The sequence below is a fragment of the Pseudobacteroides cellulosolvens ATCC 35603 = DSM 2933 genome (genome assembly GCF_001262605.1).
In the GTDB taxonomy this organism is placed as follows: domain Bacteria; phylum Bacillota; class Clostridia; order Acetivibrionales; family DSM-2933; genus Pseudobacteroides; species Pseudobacteroides cellulosolvens.
The window spans coordinates 1,570,498-1,589,901 of the sequence record NZ_LGTC01000001.1 but is presented as its reverse complement, the minus strand read 5'-3'; the positions used below and the strand labels follow the sequence as shown (position 1 = coordinate 1,589,901).

The 19,404-nt window shown below is 35.8% G+C and carries 14 protein-coding genes and 1 pseudogene; 8 read left to right on the top strand and 7 right to left on the bottom strand.

Translation table 11 applies throughout. The features are described 5' to 3' along the window. Positions 1-99: 99 nt before the first annotated feature. The 3 genes and pseudogenes from mmsB to chvE form a co-directional block, all read right to left on the bottom strand. Positions 100-1,268: pseudogene (gene mmsB, locus Bccel_RS06600) on the bottom strand (multiple monosaccharide ABC transporter permease). Then, positions 1,268-2,806 carry a multiple monosaccharide ABC transporter ATP-binding protein gene (gene mmsA, locus Bccel_RS06595; RefSeq protein WP_036943822.1) on the bottom strand — a complete coding sequence of 513 codons (1,539 nt, stop codon included), beginning with the start codon at positions 2,804-2,806 and terminating at the stop codon, positions 1,268-1,270. Before mmsA ends, mmsB begins: the two are co-directional and overlap by 1 nt. Before the next feature lie 172 nt (positions 2,807-2,978). Beyond that, positions 2,979-4,124 (bottom strand): multiple monosaccharide ABC transporter substrate-binding protein, encoded by a 1,146-nt coding sequence (chvE, locus tag Bccel_RS06590; protein ID WP_036943824.1) that lies wholly within the window; start codon positions 4,122-4,124, stop codon positions 2,979-2,981. Between the two features lie 834 nt (positions 4,125-4,958). On the opposite strand from chvE, the gene Bccel_RS06585 reads away from it, so the two are divergent. Together Bccel_RS06585 and Bccel_RS06580 are read left to right on the top strand one after the other, a co-directional pair. Next, the gene (locus Bccel_RS06585; RefSeq protein ID WP_036943826.1) at positions 4,959-10,607 is read left to right on the top strand and encodes a cohesin domain-containing protein; all 5,649 of its coding nucleotides are present in this window, start codon (positions 4,959-4,961) and stop codon (positions 10,605-10,607) included. Between the two features lie 253 nt (positions 10,608-10,860). Further along, positions 10,861-12,180, top strand: coding sequence for an alpha/beta hydrolase family protein (locus tag Bccel_RS06580; protein WP_050753211.1), 1,320 nt, complete (start codon positions 10,861-10,863; stop codon positions 12,178-12,180). Between the two features lie 44 nt (positions 12,181-12,224). Here Bccel_RS06580 and Bccel_RS06575 read toward each other — a convergent pair whose 3' ends face one another. Next, entirely contained in the window at positions 12,225-13,175 is a 951-nt protein-coding gene (locus Bccel_RS06575) for a tRNA dihydrouridine synthase (RefSeq protein WP_036943830.1), read from the bottom strand. Positions 13,176-13,416: 241 nt separating this feature from the next. On the opposite strand from Bccel_RS06575, the gene Bccel_RS06570 reads away from it, so the two are divergent. Continuing rightward, positions 13,417-14,700, top strand: coding sequence for a 3-isopropylmalate dehydratase large subunit (locus Bccel_RS06570; protein ID WP_036943832.1), 1,284 nt, complete (start codon positions 13,417-13,419; stop codon positions 14,698-14,700). A 16-nt stretch (positions 14,701-14,716) separates the two neighbouring features. Continuing rightward, positions 14,717-15,241 carry a 3-isopropylmalate dehydratase small subunit gene (locus Bccel_RS06565; protein WP_036943835.1) on the top strand — a complete coding sequence of 175 codons (525 nt, stop codon included), beginning with the start codon at positions 14,717-14,719 and terminating at the stop codon, positions 15,239-15,241. 179 nt (positions 15,242-15,420) lie between these two features. On the opposite strand, the gene Bccel_RS29590 is transcribed toward Bccel_RS06565, so the two are convergent. Next, positions 15,421-15,747: a 4Fe-4S binding protein gene (locus Bccel_RS29590; protein ID WP_051983555.1), complete on the bottom strand. Its 327-nt coding sequence runs from the start codon at positions 15,745-15,747 to the stop codon at positions 15,421-15,423. 92 nt (positions 15,748-15,839) lie between these two features. Between Bccel_RS29590 and Bccel_RS06560 the strand changes: the two genes are divergently transcribed. From Bccel_RS06560 to Bccel_RS06550, 4 genes are all read left to right on the top strand, one after another. Beyond that, positions 15,840-16,808 carry a hypothetical protein gene (locus Bccel_RS06560; RefSeq protein WP_050753210.1) on the top strand — a complete coding sequence of 323 codons (969 nt, stop codon included), beginning with the start codon at positions 15,840-15,842 and terminating at the stop codon, positions 16,806-16,808. Then, positions 16,768-17,139: a hypothetical protein gene (locus Bccel_RS06555; RefSeq protein ID WP_050753209.1), complete on the top strand. Its 372-nt coding sequence runs from the start codon at positions 16,768-16,770 to the stop codon at positions 17,137-17,139. Before Bccel_RS06560 ends, Bccel_RS06555 begins: the two co-directional genes overlap by 41 nt. A gap of 259 nt (positions 17,140-17,398) precedes the next feature. After that, complete coding sequence (locus Bccel_RS32510) at positions 17,399-17,674, top strand: transposase zinc-binding domain-containing protein (protein WP_082225128.1); 276 nt, start codon at positions 17,399-17,401, stop codon at positions 17,672-17,674. Next, entirely contained in the window at positions 17,626-18,141 is a 516-nt protein-coding gene (locus Bccel_RS06550) for a transposase (protein WP_160317701.1), read from the top strand. Before Bccel_RS32510 ends, Bccel_RS06550 begins: the two co-directional genes overlap by 49 nt. A 343-nt stretch (positions 18,142-18,484) precedes the next feature. Here Bccel_RS06550 and Bccel_RS06545 read toward each other — a convergent pair whose 3' ends face one another. Continuing rightward, complete coding sequence (locus Bccel_RS06545) at positions 18,485-18,970, bottom strand: hypothetical protein (protein WP_036946058.1); 486 nt, start codon at positions 18,968-18,970, stop codon at positions 18,485-18,487. 65 nt (positions 18,971-19,035) lie between these two features. Continuing rightward, entirely contained in the window at positions 19,036-19,386 is a 351-nt protein-coding gene (locus Bccel_RS06540; protein WP_050753207.1) for an IS66 family transposase, read from the bottom strand. Positions 19,387-19,404 lie beyond the last annotated feature (18 nt).

Here is a 19,404-nt window from a genome sequence, read left to right as displayed (position 1 = left end):
ATAAATAGCTTTTATAAATATACTGTATTTAATATTAACATGTAAAAGAGGATAAGGCTGATTGATAAAATATAGCAGTCTTATCCTCTTTTATTGAACTTACTTTCTCTTTGACAATACATCAAAAGCAACTGACAATAGAAGTACAAGACCCTTTATTGTCATCTGCCAGTCACTGCCAACTCCCATTATTGACATACCATTATTTAATACACCCATTACCAGTGCACCTATTATGGCACCTATAACAGTTCCAATTCCGCCTGATGCAGACGCACCCCGATAAAGCATGCGGCAATTGCGTCTAGCTCAAAGTTTAATCCCGCTTGAGGAGAAGCTGAATTAAGTCTTGATGCAAAGCATATTCCTGCCACTGCAGACAAGACAGCCATGTTTATGTAAGTAAGAAATAACATCTTATTTGTTTTTACACCTGATAATTTTGCAGCCTTTTCATTGCCTCCCATTGCATATATATGCCTTCCTGGTATGGTTTTTGATGCAATAAATGAATATATCAGTATCAATGCACCAATAAGCACCAATATTACCGGAATTCCTTTATAAGAAGAAAGTGAGTACGAAAACAAATTTATAGCAGATACAACAATAACAATCTGAGCAATAAATAAGGCCGAGGGCGATACTTCAAAGCCATAGCTTTTACGGCTCTTCCTTTTTCTGATTTCCAGCAGGATATATATTATGGATATAGCGATGCCTGTGAGGAGTGTTGTAAAGTTTTTACCTGTAACTAAATTGCTGAATATGTCCGGGATAAAACCTGAACTTATAAATTGAAAGTCATCGGGAAAGGGTGCAAGTGTTATTCCACCTTCAAGTATTGTATTGGTTAAACCTCTAAAAATCAGCATTCCCGCCAGAGTTACAATAAATGCAGGTATTCTTACATATGCAATCCAGAATCCCTGCCAAATGCCGATAACTACACTTATTAAAATCACAAGTATGATTGCACTTATTGTATTCATTTTCATTGAAATTATAAAAGTACCTGATATTGCACCTAATAGAGCACAAAGTGAACCTACTGAAAGGTCAACATTTCCGCTTGAAATTATGCAAAAGGTCATACCGATTGCCAGAATTAGAACATAGCTGTTCTGAAGTATCAAGTTTGCAACATTTTGAGGCAGTAAGAGCAAACCATCAGTTAATATTTGAAATAATACCATTATTACTACAAGTGCAATAAGCATTGCGTACTGCCTTATATTATTCCTGAATATCTCCAATATCTTTTCCATTATACAACCTCCCTATTGCTTTTCATAATGCATCTCATTATAGCTTCCTGTGAAGCGTCTTCACGGTTTAATTCACCCACTATCCGTCCTTCATTCATAACATATATCCTGTTGCAAATCCCGAGTATTTCAGGTAACTCCGAGGATATGACGATAATTGATTTTCCTTCTTGGGCAAGTTGGTTTATGAGGGTATAAATTTCGTATTTTGCACCAACATCAATACCACGGGTAGGTTCGTCCAGAATAAGTACATCAGGATCGGAGAATATCCATTTACTGAGGACTACCTTCTGCTGATTTCCACCTGACAGATTGCCTACCTTTTGAAGGATACTGGAGGATTTAATGTTGAGCTTTTTACGGTATTGCTCAACAGCATTAATTTCCTTGTTATCATCTATAACTTGATTTCTAGAGATCTTATCAAGACGGGCTAAAGTGGTGTTCCACTTAATATCATCAATAAGAATAAGTCCGGAAGTTTTACGATCTTCAGTCACGTATGCAATACCGTTGTCTATAGCCTCTTTAACATTATGTAGTGTTATTTCTTTACCGTCCTTAATCAATTTTCCGGTAATATGTCTGCCATAGGATCTTCCGAAAACGCTCATGGCAAGCTCTGTTCGGCCTGAACCCATAAGACCGGAAATGCCTACAATTTCTCCTTTTTTAACGTTAATGCTTACATTTTTTATTACTTTCTTACCGTCAATTATTGGGTCAAAAACATTCCAATCCTGTATTTCAAAGAATACTTTCCCTATCTTGGCAAAGCCTTTGGGATAGCGATCAACTAATTCTCTTCCAACCATGCCCTTTATAATTCTATCTTCACTTATGGAATCTGTACCCTTTATAAGTGTTTCTATAGTAGAACCATCACGTATTATGGTAATAGAATCAGCAACGCTTGATATTTCATTAAGTTTATGAGAAATAAGAATGGATGTAATGCCGTCATTTTTTAGTTCTAACAGCAGTTTTAAAAGGTTGTTTGATTCTTCTTCATTGAGAGCGGCAGTCGGCTCGTCTAAAATTAGCAGTTTTACATCCTTTCCCAATGCCTTTGCAATTTCAACCAGCTGCTGTTTACCAACTCCTACATTTTTTATTAATGTGTCTGATTTTTCATTCAGTCCAACCTTTCTTAGAAGTTCAACAGATTGGATATGGGTTTTGTCCCAGTCAATTATTCCCGCATTTGCCCTTTCATTGCCTATAAACATATTTTCAGCGATTGACAGGTAGGGAATCAAAGCCAGCTCCTGGTGAATTATAACAATTCCTTCCTTCTCACTGTCCTTGATGCCTTTGAATCTGCATTCCTTACCGTTGAATTTGATTACACCTGTGTAACTTCCATAAGGGTAAATACCGCTTAATATGTTCATAAGCGTTGATTTACCTGCTCCGTTTTCACCTACAAGAGCATGAATTTCACCGGTTTTGACTCTTAGATTAACATTATCCAGTACCTTTACACCTGGAAAAAATTTTGTTATTTCACTCATTTCCAAAATCGTATCATTCATCCCATCAACTCCTTGAAATAAATAATAAACTTATTAAATTCAAATAAGATTATTGTAGAAAGCATTTGAAGCAATTCACAAGACGGACACTTACAAGTGTCCGTCTTTATATAAGTTTAAGGTGTGATTATAAACTCACCTTATTATTTTTTTGTTTTAGAAAATATGTATATTATTTTAAATCAGATTCCTTATAATAGCCGCTGTCTATTAGAATCTGCTTATAATTGCTTGCATCTGCAAATACAGGATCACAAAGGAAGGAAGGAACAACTTTTGAACCGTTATTATAAGTTTTAATATCATTTACAGGAGCTTCCTTACCTGTTAAGATTGCATCAACCATTTCAACAACCTTTGTTGCAAGTGTTCTTGTATCCTTGAATATGGACATTGATTGCTGTTTGTTAATCATAGCTTTAACATTAGGTTTGTCACAATCCTGTCCGGTTAAGATAGGGTAAGGCTTTGAATCTGTTCCATAGCCTGCATTTTTAAGTGAAGCAACAATACCTATTGCAAGGCTGTCATTAGGTGAAAGTACTGCATCAAGCTTTTTTCCACCAGCATAGTTGGCAGTTATTAGGTTATCCATTCTTGCTTGTGCTTTTGCTGAATCCCAGTCCTGGATGGCGATTTTTGCAAAATCTTTCTGTCCGCTTGATACTACCAGCTTACCGTTATTTATATATTGGTCTAAAATGCTCATAGCACCTTTGTAGAAGTAATTTGCATTATTGTCATTCGGAGAACCTGCAAATAACTCAATATTAAATGGTCCTTTTCCGTCTTTTAATCCTAAATTCTTTTCAATGTATTTTCCCTGGACTACACCAACCTTAAAATTATCAAAAGTTGCATAATAATCAACATAAGGTGAATTCATTATCAAACGGTCATATGCAATAACTTTAATTCCTGCATTATGTGCATTGTTAAGAACATTTGTCAGTGCCGAACCGTCTATGGCAGCAATAACAAGAATTTTGCATCCCTTTAAGATCATATTCTCAAGTTGAGAAACCTGTGTGTTAACATCATTATTTGCATATTGCAGATCAACCTTGTATCCTTTTGCTTCAAGCTGAGCTTTCATGTTGGCACCATCTTCGTTCCAGCGTTGAAGTGACTGTGTTGGCATGCCGACACCAATGAGCATACCTTTTGCAGATACATCAGGTGAAGAAGAAGATGATGATTCCGGTGATGATGCAGCGGGTGATGCATCTGGTGAAGAGCTTGTTTCTTCTGGGGTACCGCATGCCCCAAGGCCAAGTATCATAATGCTTACCAATATTACTGCTAACAACTTTTTCATTTTTTTGCCTCCTTTGTTTTTTTGAGATTAGTTAAAATCAAATTAAAATCAATATTAATTTTACATTTGTACTGACACAATTATGAATAGTTTAATAATTATTCCTTAATGGTGATGCAAAACTAAATTGATCTCAATACAAGTAAAGGTAAAACAAAACAAAATTAACGGAAAATGTAGAAATATTGAATTATTTAGGCTATATGTTGTTATTTTATCATATCTGTATTATTTGGCAATATATTTCACAAATTTATAAGATTACCAAACATAGAAACATTGTTTGATAATGACAAAAAAAGAACTTCTTCTATAAAATTCATTTAAAATAAAGCTTTTGTACACAGAAATTTAATTTTTTTATAAATTAACCTTTTATTGCATGTATTACATACATATGATACAATAGAGTAAATCATGTGTTACAACAATTTTTGTTGTGGCAAAAAGTCGATATATATTTACATTTATATGTAGTAAATGTAAAATTAATTATGACTTTTATATTAATACTTTTAATATTTGGGTATATTGCAATTATTTTATTATTTTTTTAAAATAATTGTATATGCATTTGATAAGTGATAATATTTAGATAAAAATATAATTACTGACAATAACTCTTTGTATGCCCAAATGTTATTATATTAAAGGTGTTATTAATCTTGCCTTTGGTACAGCCAATAACGGACGTTTTTAAGTAAGACAAATGCAAATGATTAATTACTTTTAATATAAGAATAAGAAGTACCACTCTAATCAAATTTAGAAGGAGGTTGTAGAAAAAACAAAAATATATAAAAATCTTGTAAAAATTTAAGAGGAGGTATTACGATGAGAGTAAAGAGAATTATGGCAGTTTTACTGACCACATTGATGTTATTTGGAAGTGTTTTTACAAATGTATCAATAGCTTCACAATCAAGTACCGATCCAAACGATATTATATCAACTCTTGCCCCGCCAGTATTATTCAGTGCCGCTCCAACGCCCGCAACCAGAATTCCTACAATTACACCAGACACAAAGCCAGATTCAAAAGGCGAAGTATATTTAACAGTTGATAAAACATTTGCAGCAGTTGGTGACGTTATAACTGCAACATTGAACATAAGATATTTTGAAGCAGTAGCAGGATACCAAGCCAATATCAAATTTGACCCTACTGTTTTAGTGCCGATATATGCTGATGGTACACCATACGATAGAAAATCATTTCCTGAGTATGGTACATTATTGCAGAAGAGATACAATGCAATAGACTTGGCAGCAAATGATCTTACTAAGGGGATACTTTCTTTTGGAAGAGAATATATGTCGATGGATATATACAGAAATTCCGGAGTAGCAGAGAATACTGGTTCAATTGCAGTAATAAAATTTAAAGTATTAAAGAATACTCCTACACAGATAAAATTTGAAGACTCACCAATATTAACAAATGCTGTAAACGGAACTATGATGTTCGATTGGTATGGCAAACAGTTATCAAATTACATAGTAACTCAAGCACCTGAAATTAATAGTACTATTGTTACACCAACTCCACCAAACAAGGCAGAAGTGTATATGACGGTTGATAAAACAAATGCAGCGGTTGAAGATATAATAACTGCAACATTGAACGTCAAAGGCTTTATTGGAATAGTTGGATATCAAGCATGTGTAAAATATGATCCTGCAGTTCTGATGCCTGTTGATGAAAATGGGGTACCATATGATAATACAACCTTACCTGGTTATGGTACAATATTTAAAAAGGGCAGTAAATTATCAGAATTGGCATCAAATGATCTGGTTAAAGGATTACTTAATTTCGGCAGATGCTATTTTCCAATGAATACACTTGTGGCTTCAGACTATGGGAGCACAGGTTCAATAGCAGTAATTAGATTTAAAGTATTGAAGAATGCATCTACAGCTATAACTTTAGTAAATGTACCATCTTTAACAAATCCTATAGACGGAACAATGATATTTGATTGGGATGGAGCTCAGTTATCAAACTATAAGGTAAGTCAGGCACCTTCTATTAACTCGTCAAATCCCTTATGCAAGGGTGAATTATATGTGTCGGTTGATAAAACAACCGCAACAGTTGGAGATATAATAACTGCAACATTGAATGTTAAAGGTTTTGATTCAATAGCTGGGTACCAGGTATGTATGAAATATGATCGTTCAGTTTTGGTACCAGTATATGAGGATGGGGTACGATATGAAAAAGATTCAGTGCCAGAGTATGGTACACTGATGCAGAAGAAATTCAGTCCTGTTGATTCTGCTTTTAATGATTTTGAGAATGGATGTCTTAATTTCTCAAGGGTTTATATGAACATAGAAAAGTATAGAAACAGCGGAGTGCCTGACCAAGAGGGATCACTTGCTGTTGTGAGGTTTAAAGTAATAAGAGCAGCATCAACAAAAATATCATTGGTAGATTCACCAGCATTGACAAATGCTGTAGACGGAACAATGGTATTTGATTGGAATGCAGCTCAGTTATCAAACTATAAAGTAACTCAAGCACCCGAAATTAGCAGTACTGTTGTTACACCAACTCCACCATATAAAGCAGAAGTATATATGACAGTTGATAAAACGACTGCAGATGCCGGTGATATAATTAAAGCAACTTTGAATATTAAAGGATTTAGTGATGGTATATCTGGATACCAGGCAAACATCAAATATGATCCGACAGTGCTTATGCCTATATATAGTGATGGAAGCCTGTATGACGAAAAGGCACCGGCAGAATATGGAACATTGCTTCAGTATAGATTTGGTCCTATTGATGTAGCTTCAAATGATCTGGTAAACGGTACCCTTACATTTGGAAGAGGATATATGAATATGCCTGAATATAGGAATTCAGGTATAATTGAAAGTGAAGGTTCATTAGCAGTCATAAGATTTAAAGTATTAAAGGCTGCTCCTGTTAGTATAACTATGGAAAACGGACCTGCTTGTTTGGATGCTATATCGGGAACTATGATATTTGGCAGAAACAATTTAAGGAATAATGATTATACTGTAACTCAGGCACCTGCAATTAATTCACATTTGATTAAGCCTACACCTACTCCTGATGTTGGTATGAAAGATGCTGGAGTTTACTTGTTGCTTGACAAAACAAATGTATCAGTTGGTGATATAATAAAAGCAACCATATATGCAGATGGATTTGAAATTATAGCAGGATATCAGGCTACTGTCAAATATGATCCTTCAGTATTGCAGCCGGTTTACCCTGATGGATCATCATATGATGGATATTCAGTGCCTGAATATGGAACACTGTTACAAAAAAGATTCAGTCCTGTAGATATGGCTTTGAACAATGTTTCAAAGGGGATACTTACCTTCGGAAGATCATACATGGATATGGCTTCTTATAGAAAATCAGGGGTACCTGAGAATAAAGGTTCTTTGGCTGTAATTCAATTTAAAGTATTAAAGTCAGCATATACAAATATAGCATTGGAGAATGCACTAGGTTTTCCAAATACTGAAAGCGGAACAATGATGTTTGACTGGAATTCTACACAGTTAAAGGGATATAAAGTAATCAATCAACCGATTATTGCAATTCAAACACCATCAATACCAACTCCTACAATTACTGTAAAACCAACACCGACTATGGGCAGTGGCGAAGTTTATGTTACACTTGACAAAACCAACCAGTCTGTTGGTGATGTAATAACAGCATCTATTAATTTAAAAGGATTTAAGACAATAGCAGGATTCGAGGCAAATATTAAATATGATCCTTCAGCGTTGATGCCTGTATATGGTGATGGAACACCGTATGATTCAGCTTCTATGCCGGAAAGTGGTACATTATTTAATAATAAGAAATACATGCCTTCAGATGCTGCAGATAATGATCTTTCAAAGGGTACACTTACATTTGGAAAATCATATATGGATATTTCTACATACAGAAAATCAGGAAATGCTGAGAACGACGGTACTGTAGCAATAGTTAGGTTTAAGGTGTTAAAGAGCAGTCCTACAGCGATTAAACTTGAAGATGCAGCAGCTATGACAAATTCCATATCCGGAACAATGGTATTTGATTGGGATGCTAAACAATTGTCCGGATACAAAGTAACCCAGGCACCTTTAATTAATAATTATTTTACGCCAACAACACCAAAAACAACACCAACTCCGACAGCTAAGTTAAGCAAAGGTGAAGTATACATGACATTAGACAAAAATAATGCAGCAGTTGGTGATATAATAACAGCCACTGTAGGTGTAAAAGACATTGCGTGTTTAGCAGCATATCAGGTAAACATAAAATATAATCCATCAGCATTCCAACCTGTATATGAAGATGGAACACCATATGACAATAAGTCTGTACCAGAATATGGTACATTGCTGCAAAAGAGATTCAGTCCTACAGACATAGTAAATAATGATTTGAAGAATGGAATCCTTAACTTTGGAAGAGCTTATATGTCAATGTCCCAATACAAAAATTCGGGAACAGCTGAAACAACAGGTTCACTGGCAGTAATCAGATTTAAGGTATTAAAGGCGGATAAACCAGTAATAGTGTTTGAAGATTCATCTACTATGTCAAATCAAGTAACAGGTACCATGGTATTTGACTGGGATGGTAACCAGTTAACTGGATATAAAGTATCCCAGCCACAATCAATAAATATTGGAACAGCGACACCGACGCCTACTCCAACTTATATACCCAAAAAAGGTACCATATATCTGACACTTGACAAATCCAATGCGGTTGTTGGTGATATTGTTAAAGCCACAGTAAATGTAAAAGACTTTGATTGTATAGCAGCATATCAGGCAAATATCAAATATGATCCCACAATGCTGCAGCCGGTTTACTTTGATGGAACCGTATATGATGAAACTTCTGTACCTGAATATGGAAATTTGCTGCAAAAGAGATACAGCCCAATAGATATGGCAGTAAATGACTTAAATAAAGGTATTCTTAACTTTGGAAGATCATATATGGCACTGAGTTTATATAAAAATTCAGGAGTACCTGAAAGGGAAGGTAAATTAGCAATAGTAGGATTTAAAGTGCTAAAAGCAGGAAAAACAAATATACTCTTAGACAATACATCCTTTATGCAAAATGCCATATCCGGAACAATGGTATTTGACTGGGATGGTTATCAATTATCCGGTTATAAAGTATTACAGGCACCAGCTCTTAATATATTAGGCCCTGTGGTAACACCTACACCTAAGGCATGCAAAGGTTCTATTTCACTACAGCTTGACAGATCTTATGCAGCAGTTGGTGATATTATAAAAGCCACAATTGATGTGAAAGATTTTGATTGTGTAGCAGGATATCAAGCAAGTGTTAAATATGATCCGACAGTACTACAGCCGGTATATTCAGATGGAACACCATATGATAATTCATCTGTACCCGAATATGGAAACCTGTTGCAAAAGAGTTATAGTCCCACAGATATGGGTGCAAATGATTTGAAAAAGGGCATCCTAAGCTTTGGAAGAACTTATATGAATCTTGACGCATATAAGAAATCAGGGGTACCTGAGCAGAATGGCACATTGGCTGTAATATGCTTTAAAGTGTTAAAGGCATCACCTGCAAATGTAATTTTCTATAAGTCGCCAAGTATGCCAAATGCTGTTGAAGGTACTATGATATTTGATTGGGATGGATATCAAATATTAGGATACAGGGTAATTCAGTCCATGGCAGTTATACCTGACGGATCTGTAAAGATGACTTTTGACAAGGAAAAAGTAAAAGTCGGCGACATGGTAAAAGCAACAGTATCAATTGACGGTATAAATAAATTAACAGGATTCCAGTTTAATATCAAATATGATAAAAATTATTTACAGCCATGGGATACCCAGTCAGATTCTCCTTACAAAACTGCCACAATACCTGACCTTAGTACAATACTTACAAATGAAAAATATATACCACTAAGTATTGCGGCTAATGACATTGCAAGTGGTATTCTAAACTTTGGTAAGACTTATTTGGACATTTCTTCATACAAAGGAGATGAGACTTCAAATCAATCTGTAGTTATTACTTTCAAGGTCATTAATAAAATACCTGAAGGAGGAGCAAAACTAGCTTGGTTTGAACATTCAGACACAATGGGCAATGATGTGAATGGAACATTAGTTTTTGCTGCTGATAGTAAACCATTAACATCTGATAATTATAAAGTTATATCTCCTGCAAGTATTTATCCAGAAGCTGAACAAAGCTTTGTGATAGGAGATGTAGACTGCAGCGGAAGTGTTAATTCAGATGACTATGCTTATATTAGACAGTATTTGCTTGGAATGATAGAAAACTTCCCATGTGTTGTAAATGGATTGAAGGCAGCTGATGTTGACGGCGACGGAAACATTGATTCAGATGACTATGCTTACATGAGAAGATGGCTGGTAGGAATGATTGATAAGTTTCCGGCTGAGGAAAAATGATCAAGTAATTGACTGAATATATTAAAAGTGACAAATTATAGAGAGTATTCTTAAGACTGATATTAAAAGATTAATCGCTTTTAATACAGCTTTGGGAGTACTCTTCTTTTTATAGGCTACATAACTTTAATGTTTTACATTATGTCTACCTTCTGATATAATTTAAATTATATGATTATATGAATCTATTGCATTTCAATACAACAAGTAATGAAAATCAAGTCAAATACACAAATCAGGAGGGAAATTTATTGTGGAAAGTATTCTTTTGGCAGTATTAATTTTTGTCGAGATTGGTTTTGGAGTAATGGGTTTGTTAAAAAAATCAAATCTCAAGAAAGAAAAATCCATTGTGAGAGTTTCGATATTTGCGGTATTTATTATACTTGTGATTAGTCCAATAATCGATTGGAGCTTTAGGTGGGCTGTGTTGGGAATTGTTTTGGCGATCCAAGCTCTTTTGGGCGTAATTGTGATTGTGCGAAAGAAGGGGAATTCTGTTTCTAAGAAAAGCAAAGTATTATTTACATGCTTTGGCCGAGCGATACTTATAGGAATGGCGGTGCTTCCTGCAGTTATATTTCCGCAATACAAAGAGATTATGCCTACAGGAGAATATTCAGTAGGAACAAAAAGCTATACTTTGACTGATGCAGCGAGAAAAGAAGACTTTACAAAGGAAGAGGATAATAGGAATGTGACAATACAATTCTGGTATCCTTTAGACAAACAACGACAGGAAGCTATAGCTAAAGGTAAATTTCCATTGACAGTTTTTTCCCATGGAGCATTCGGATATCGCATGAGTAATTATTCTACATATCAGGAATTGGCAAGCCACGGCTATATTGTTTGCAGTATTGATCATACTTATCATGCTTTTATGACAAAGCAGGAAGACGGGAAAACTGTCATAGCCAATATGGAATTTATAAATGATGCCATGAAAGCACAAAACGGAGACATTAGTGCCGAAGAGATATACAAGCTGGAGAAGGATTGGATGAAGCTAAGAACAGGAGACATGAAATTTGTTTTGGACTATATAAAGAAAGCGGCAGTGACTGCTAACGCAGATCCAGTTTACCAGGGTATAGATTTGGAACATATAGGTATGTTTGGCCATTCACTCGGTGGTGCTACAGCAGCACAAATAGGCAGAGATGATAAAGATGTGGATGCAGTTGCAGTAATTGACGGAACAATGTTAGGAGAAATTACAGGTTTTGAAAACGGAAAGAATATTGTAAATAAAACACCTTATCCAAAGCCCATTATAAATTTCTATAATGAATCCCATTATAATGAAGCTCTTAGTAAGCAAAACGAGTATTCCAATATGGTTGCCTATAAAAATGCCCTGGATTCCTATCAAGTTGTAATTAAGGGCTCAGGTCATATGAATTTTACAGACTTACCAATTATCTCACCTTTTTTGGCAAAACTCCTTGGAGGGTCTGGAAATGTAGATGCAAGGAACTGTATTGAGATAATGAACCAGGATATACTTCAATTCTTTGATCGCTATTTGAAATCAAGCAAAGTAGAAATACAAAAAGAAAGATTTCAATAAGATAAAATAAGCCTTTTTTATAATCCTGAGATGATGGTGCTCTGTTATGTCCATGTTGCACCAGACCCAAACACATGGCTCATTAACTCCAAATAATCAGAACTGTGATGACATTTTTTTATTTTTTTCATAAGCTTGCCGTCATTATCCAAATGGACATGCATGTAATCCCAAAATTCCTTCATTTTGTCACATAAATGCTTATCCCCTGATAATTTTTCCTTATAATAATGAAAAATATCATCGTGAAACTGGCTGACAATGCTTATTTTATTATCTGATGGGACTTTATACCCTTTTATGGCAGCCGGAAGAAAGGGGTCTCTAAGAGCACCTCTGCCGAGCATGAAGCTGTTTATTGCAGGAAATCTAGTGTGTATGGCTAAAAAATCCTCATATGTGAATATATCTCCATTATAAGTTACTTCATGCCTACACTGTGCAGCAAGCAGTTCAAAACTATCAATATCCACCTTGCCTTCATACATCTGTTTGCCGGTGCGGGCATGTATTATAACGCCTCCTAAAGGGTATTGGTTCAGCACATTCATTACCTTAAAGCCTTCTTCAGTATCACAAAGCCCCAGCCTCATTTTTACAGTAACAGAATAAGAGTTGTCTGAACAGGCTGTGTGGAGAAAACTGTCGATCATATCAGGATAAGGCAGCAAACCTGATCCCCTTTTCTTATTTGTTACCATAGGAAATGGGCAGCCTATATTCCAGTTAATCTCCCTGTAACCCATATCTGAGATTGCAAGGGCATAACCCTTAAATTGATCTCCATCATTTCCAAGAATCTGAGGTATAAGTCTTAAGAAATTGTCGTTGTACTCGGGCAGAATATCTTTTAATAGTTTATAACTTACCTTTGTTAAATCAGAAGAAGCGATAAACGGTGCGTAATATGCATCGATACTTCCGAAATGTTTTGCAAACGCATTTCTGTAGAATGCTGTTGTCATACCCTGTAAAGGTGCCAAATAAAGCTTCATATAAACACTCCTTTCAAATAGGATACCATTAAATTGTACATTTTGAAATGCCCTTTATGGGGTTAAAGTCAAAAATCATGAAAAACAGGAGCCAATTTGGATAAAATTCAGGAAGAATATTGACTTGGAAAGTAATATAATCAGTAGTATAATAAAGCCTGGTTATTTAACAGAAAACTAAAAGTATTTTATATAGTTTTTTATATAGTCACATTAAGCCAGAATAAGGAGGACGATTTAAATGGGAAAAACATTAGCTGAAAAGATATTTGACGCCCACAGGGTGAATATGCCATTTCCTGATACACATGTGCTGAAACTGGATGCGGTATTTTGCCATGAAATAACTACACCAATAGCAATTACAGATTTACAGGCAAGAGGGAAAGACAGAGTTTTTGATCCTTCTAAAATTAAAGCGGTAATAGACCATGTTACACCTGCAAAGGACAGTAAAACAGCAGAGCAGGGAAGAATACTCAGAGAATGGGCTAAAAGGAATGGTATAAAGGATTTTTTTGATATTGGGCGTAACGGTGTATGTCATGCTATATTCCCGGAAAAGGGGTTTGCAAGACCTGGGTATACAATTATAATGGGGGATTCACATACCTGTACCCATGGGGCTTTTGGAGCATTTGCCGCAGGGGTTGGTACAACAGATTTGGAAGTTGGTATATTAAAGGGTGTATGTGCATTCCACTTTCCAAAAACCATTAAAATAGTATTGAATGGTAAGCTTAGACCTGGCGTATTTGCGAAGGATGTAATACTTTTTGTGATTAAGGAATTGACTGTAAATGGTGCAACAAATATGGTAATGGAATTTACAGGTCCGGTTGTAGACGAAATGTCAATGGAATCACGTATGACATTATGCAATATGGCAATTGAAGCCGGTGGAACTTGCGGAGTTTGTTATCCTGACATGACAACAGTAAATTACCTTTGGAAATATATTAAGGATGAGTTTAAAACAAAGGAAGATGCACTTAATGAATATTCCAAATGGATTTCAGATAAAGATGCTGTTTATGAAAAGGTGTATGAATATGATGTGTCAGATCTTGAGCCAATGGTTACTTTCGGCTACAAACCTGATCAGGTTAAACCCGTAAGAGAAATGGCGGGTACAAAGATTAACCAGATTTATATCGGAAGCTGCACAAATGGACGTATTGAGGATTTGAGGATTGCTGCCAGGGTTTTGGAAGGTAAGAAAATAAGCGATGATGTTCGTGGAATAGTCAGTCCTGCAACGCCTGAAATATATAGCCTTGCCTTAAAAGAAGGTATTATTGAAGTGTTCCAGAATGCAGGATTTTGTGTCACCAACCCCACCTGCGGTGCTTGTCTTGGCATGAGTAACGGGGTATTGGCAAGCGGAGAATCATGTGCTTCCACAACCAACAGAAATTTCAACGGACGTATGGGAAAAGGCGGCACAGTTCATCTCATGAGCCCGGCTACTGCAGCGGCAAGTGCAATAGAAGGAAAAATAGTCAATTCAAGCATGTTTGTATAAAAGGGGGTAGGCTTAAATGAAAACATTCAGTGGAAAAGTATTGTTTTTAGATAGAAGTGATATTAATACCGACGAAATAATTCCTGCAAAATATCTTACTGAGATTACGAAAGAGGCCTTGAAGCCTTATGTTCTTGAGGACCTAAGTCTTGACGGATTTGATCCTAAAAAAGATATTGAAGGTAAAGCTGCAATAGTTACAAGAGCAAACTTTGGATGCGGATCTTCAAGAGAGCATGCACCTTGGGCGTTGGAAGTAAACAACATAAACGTTGTAATAGCTGAGAATTTTGCCAGAATATTCAGACAAAATATGTACAACTGCGGCTTATTTGCCATCGAACTTCCTAAGGAGAAAATTGATTATCTATTCAATACGTACAAGGGCCAAGACGTTTCCATGAGTATTGATGTGGACAGGGATAAAATTGTTGTTTCTTCAAATGGCAAAACTGAAGAAATTGACTTTAAGGTTGGAGAATTCGATAAAACCCTGGTAAGAGAAGGCGGATGGGTAGATTACGCTGACAAGAACTATTAATAAGTTTGGGAATATAACAAGGCTGCTGCACTAAGAGATTAGTGTCGCAGCCTTTTAATATATAAGAGATATTATCTGTTAAAAGAAAAAAGATAAAAGTTGAGGGCCAATCAACATTGAAATTCCCATAAGGGAAATTGAAACAACACCATGCAGTTTGTTTGACATTAGTCATCATCCTATTCATTCTCCAGAAGATATTTTTTGACACCTATCGCCCATAACCCTTTGCAGCATTTATTAACGGGCTCGAGAGGTACACCTTGCATTCTTTTCTCAACTTCGTCTATGTTATATCCGTTCTTCAAAACTATTCTTTTTCCTTTTTGAAAACAAATTGACTTATTAGGGCAGCCATATATGCATCTAAAGCATCCAACACAGCCGTTGCCAAATATGAGTTTGTTATTTTGAATATATAGATTTCCTCTTGGACAATTTTTTGCACACCAGCCACATGATGTACAGTTGTCTTTTACTTTAAAGTATCTGCTAAAGTGGGCCATGCCCACAACCCAATAAAAACAATTGAAAATGCGTTGTCAATCACTTATAATTAATTTTCCACAACCAAAAATAAATGTTAAAGAGGCAACGCATGGATTCATTATTACATAGATTCAGTACAATAATCAAGGGAAGTATAGAAGGGGTTGACAGGCTGGTATTTAAAGGAACACTTAAACAAATAGCATTTGCTTTGGGAATGCAATCGTTTTTGAAAAGCCAAGGAGTTCTGAATAAAGAGTATAAAGACTGGGTTACAAAGAAATCGATCGCAATAATAGAAACAGCAGAAAAATATTCACAAAAGAATTGTGGCACTGGAATAACATATATTCCTTCAATTAACACAAGAAAAGAAGAACTGGCACACAATCTTCAAAAAGAAACCAATGTAAAATTTGGTCTAATAGGAGTTTGGTCATGTGTCGAGAGTTGCACAACATATAGATCCACGTTTGATGCAGTTGCAGGCTATCCAAGTTTAAGGATTGAAAAGTCAAGGTGTAAACATCTTTATTTTTATTATGACCATGTTGAATATGGATTCATGAGCATTAGACTTCAGACATGGGCTCCATATAGTATTCAGATAGCAATCAACGGAAGGGAGTGGTTACATCGTTTCGTTGATAAAGAAAAATGCAGATACATAGTAGATGGGAACAAATTTTTGCATATAGATGACTATGAATTAGCACAGAAGTTATTAAATAGCCAGTTGGATACAAATTGGGAACAAATGCTTTCAGGGTTTGCCAATGAGGTTTTTCCTGGAATGACAGAAATACTTGGTGACAACATGAAATACTACTGGACATTATGGCAGAGTGAGATGGCTAAAGATTACATATTCGACGATACTCGGTCATTAGCTCCTTTGATGGAAAACCTTCTTCGCCATTCAATAATTACAGGCACATATGACAGAGTATTAAAATATATGGGACATCCTGTAAGGAAAGATGGTCAACCACATCCGCTTGCAAATCCAGAGCTAATGCCAAAGGTCAGTACTTGGCATGACGGTACAAGGATCAAAAATTTCAGCAGAAAGGAATAAAAGTGTTGCAGAACAGCTTGCAACTGTTTCTGATAAAACACCTGTTGCCAAACTGTTTGAAGATATTACAGTTTCAATTACCCGTAATGGGAAAAAGTTTAGAGGCTTAGATGTAACCGGAAAGGACAAGGAAATTTTAAGGGCAATATCAGATCCTATTTTCAATGCAGGTTCTATAACGAATAAAACATTGCAAGGAAAATTAGTTGGCACAGAATGGGCAAATGGAATGACTGATAAAAAATTTCTTCGAAAATCAGTCGCCAGATTTCATTACTTCGCTCCCATGGTATTATTAGGAGGCTACCCAAGCAGCATAAGTATGCCTTAACTGACAAAGGCCGAAAAATATCCTCTGCTTTAAATGCTATATTATCCGCATCAACAGAGGACTTGGCAAATTTGGTTGCCTAAATTCTTGCTTTTTATTAGTGTTTTAAAGACATAAGGTACTAAAGGATTAAGGTTTTTAAGTCATGAGCGAAGCGAATTTTCTTGGAGTATAGGAATTTATAAAATCCAGATAAGAGGTAATAAAGTAATAATATGTAAGAGTGGAAAAATAGGTAGATAAATGGTAAACTGAATTTATGATAAATCCAGTACAAAAAACAATAGCAGCAATGATGCTAACTTTTAAAATGATATTGTGCTTGAATGATAACTGGGAGACATACTTAAAAAAATGCATCTTCACAGTCAGAGAGGTTGAGAGAAGAGAAGTGGAAAAGATGCTGTCATGTATGGGTCATTCTGTATATATGTGTTGCGACTGTGGGGAAGCAAAGATATTACCCCACAGTTGCAAGAGCCGAATATGTACAGTTTGTGGAAAAAACATGCCGACGAGTGGGCTGAAAAAGTAAACAAGGAAATGTATGCAGTTCCTTACAGACATATAATATTGACGGTGTCAGATAAACTATGGTCATATTTTGAGGGGAATTCAACATTACAAAAGCTGATGCTTGATACAGCAGCAAAAGTAATGAAAGATATAGTAAAAGAGTATAACGGAAAGGATAAAAAAGCAGAACCTGGAATAATAATGGTACTTCACGCGTTCGGGAGGGATTTGAAGACAAATATGCATGTACATATGCTTATGACAGAAGGAGGACTATCTCCTAAAGGCAAATGGGTAGCAATGCCATATATAGACTACAAGATAATACGAAAGAAGTGGCAGTATTATATATTAACAGCATTAAGAAAGGCAATGCCTGGAAACAAGGAATTGGCAAAGATTATTGACTGGTGTTTCAAGGAAAGGACAAATGGTTTCAACATACAGGCAAAAAGACGAATAGAAGGGAAAACAAAGCAAGCTTAAAAATCTTATAAACATATGCAATGATTTTAATCTAATAGGCAACGAATTGATAGCTATAGATGGAACCAAGGTAAGAGCAGATGCAGCCAAGAGTAAATTGACCCATACCCCATTTTGTAGACACATAGAACATAGAGTATAATAAAACAAAAGGAAGGTGTGTCGGAGATGGGAAAAGGTTACTACTCAGGCATTCCAATTTTAAGAGTACCTGTGATAACATTTAAACATGGTCTTTGACCCCATGTCTAAAACATACTTTAAAAAACTCATTTATACACACGCAATTCATTAAACAAGTGGTATTAGTCTGATATCACTAAATGAAATAGCTGAATGGGATTCATGCTTCAGGTATAAGAGGGGCCCAAATGACTTTTAGCGAAGGCTCTCCATTTTTAAGGCTGATCTCATAATCAATGATATATTTTTTGACATGAGAAAAATAATCGTCTTTCCTTTGCAATAATGTACGAAGCAGCGATAGTGTACCTTCAATTCCCTTGCCTGTGTCTGAGCAAAAAACTCCTGCTATGGCAGGGATAGCAGCTGCTCTATCCACCTTTGGAGTCATACTTATGTTCCAGACAGCCATTGCAAAGCCAATAAGGCGATCCGCTTCTTCTATGCTTTCAGTTCCATTTAAAAGTGGGGTTGCAAAGGATAGAAGAATATCGGACATTTTTTCTTCAGAATTTTTTACAAGATTCATTGGCCCTTCAGGGAATGTCTCACTATCCTTAAGCCGTTCTTCAAGAGTTAAGGTCCTGTCACCAATTAGCTGTTGTTTTAATGGTATTTTTCTTTTAATAGGTTTACGTTTACTCATATTTTTAGCTTGCCTCAAAATAGATATTTTTAAACGTTCCATCAGGTAAAATATCGTCCATTGTCCTAATCAGGTCGCCAAATAAGGGGGTACCATTCTGGCATTCCCGTTACTGAAGCTATAGTATGGCTTCCAGTGGTCATGTACGGCTGTTCCCTTGAAATCTGGCAGAATACCGATGTCCCGTGCAGCTTTTCCCCTCGTTTATCATGGATGGCGTAATAAGTCAGCCGTTCAGTGGATGCTACATGTAACCATTGTGTCTTACCTTCGGAACGCATTCCAGTCTCATCGAAACTTGCTACATCCGCATCCGTTACCTGTTGCTTAATCTCTTCTACAGGCTCTTCCAGTATGTTGTACAGCTTGTTTGCAGTGTTTACCAGCGTTCCTTCGCCAGGCTGTCCGAAAATCATGCATTATATTAACATATA

What these genes read in the sequence shown, in the direction of transcription:
- mmsA (WP_036943822.1), bottom strand. Translation starts at nt 2,806, where the DNA reads ATGAATGATACGATTTTGGAAATGAGTGAAATAACAAAATTTTTTCCA.
- chvE (WP_036943824.1), bottom strand. Translation starts at nt 4,124, where the DNA reads ATGAAAAAGTTGTTAGCAGTAATATTGGTAAGCATTATGATACTTGGC.
- Bccel_RS06585 (WP_036943826.1), top strand. Translation starts at nt 4,959, where the DNA reads ATGAGAGTAAAGAGAATTATGGCAGTTTTACTGACCACATTGATGTTA.
- Bccel_RS06575 (WP_036943830.1), bottom strand. Translation starts at nt 13,175, where the DNA reads ATGAAGCTTTATTTGGCACCTTTACAGGGTATGACAACAGCATTCTAC.
- Bccel_RS06570 (WP_036943832.1), top strand. Translation starts at nt 13,417, where the DNA reads ATGGGAAAAACATTAGCTGAAAAGATATTTGACGCCCACAGGGTGAAT.
- Bccel_RS06565 (WP_036943835.1), top strand. Translation starts at nt 14,717, where the DNA reads ATGAAAACATTCAGTGGAAAAGTATTGTTTTTAGATAGAAGTGATATT.
- Bccel_RS29590 (WP_051983555.1), bottom strand. Translation starts at nt 15,747, where the DNA reads ATGGCCCACTTTAGCAGATACTTTAAAGTAAAAGACAACTGTACATCA.
- Bccel_RS06560 (WP_050753210.1), top strand. Translation starts at nt 15,840, where the DNA reads ATGGATTCATTATTACATAGATTCAGTACAATAATCAAGGGAAGTATA.
- Bccel_RS06555 (WP_050753209.1), top strand. Translation starts at nt 16,768, where the DNA reads ATGACGGTACAAGGATCAAAAATTTCAGCAGAAAGGAATAAAAGTGTT.
- Bccel_RS32510 (WP_082225128.1), top strand. Translation starts at nt 17,399, where the DNA reads ATGATAAATCCAGTACAAAAAACAATAGCAGCAATGATGCTAACTTTT.
- Bccel_RS06550 (WP_160317701.1), top strand. Translation starts at nt 17,626, where the DNA reads ATGTACAGTTTGTGGAAAAAACATGCCGACGAGTGGGCTGAAAAAGTA.
- Bccel_RS06545 (WP_036946058.1), bottom strand. Translation starts at nt 18,970, where the DNA reads ATGAGTAAACGTAAACCTATTAAAAGAAAAATACCATTAAAACAACAG.
- Bccel_RS06540 (WP_050753207.1), bottom strand. Translation starts at nt 19,386, where the DNA reads ATGATTTTCGGACAGCCTGGCGAAGGAACGCTGGTAAACACTGCAAAC.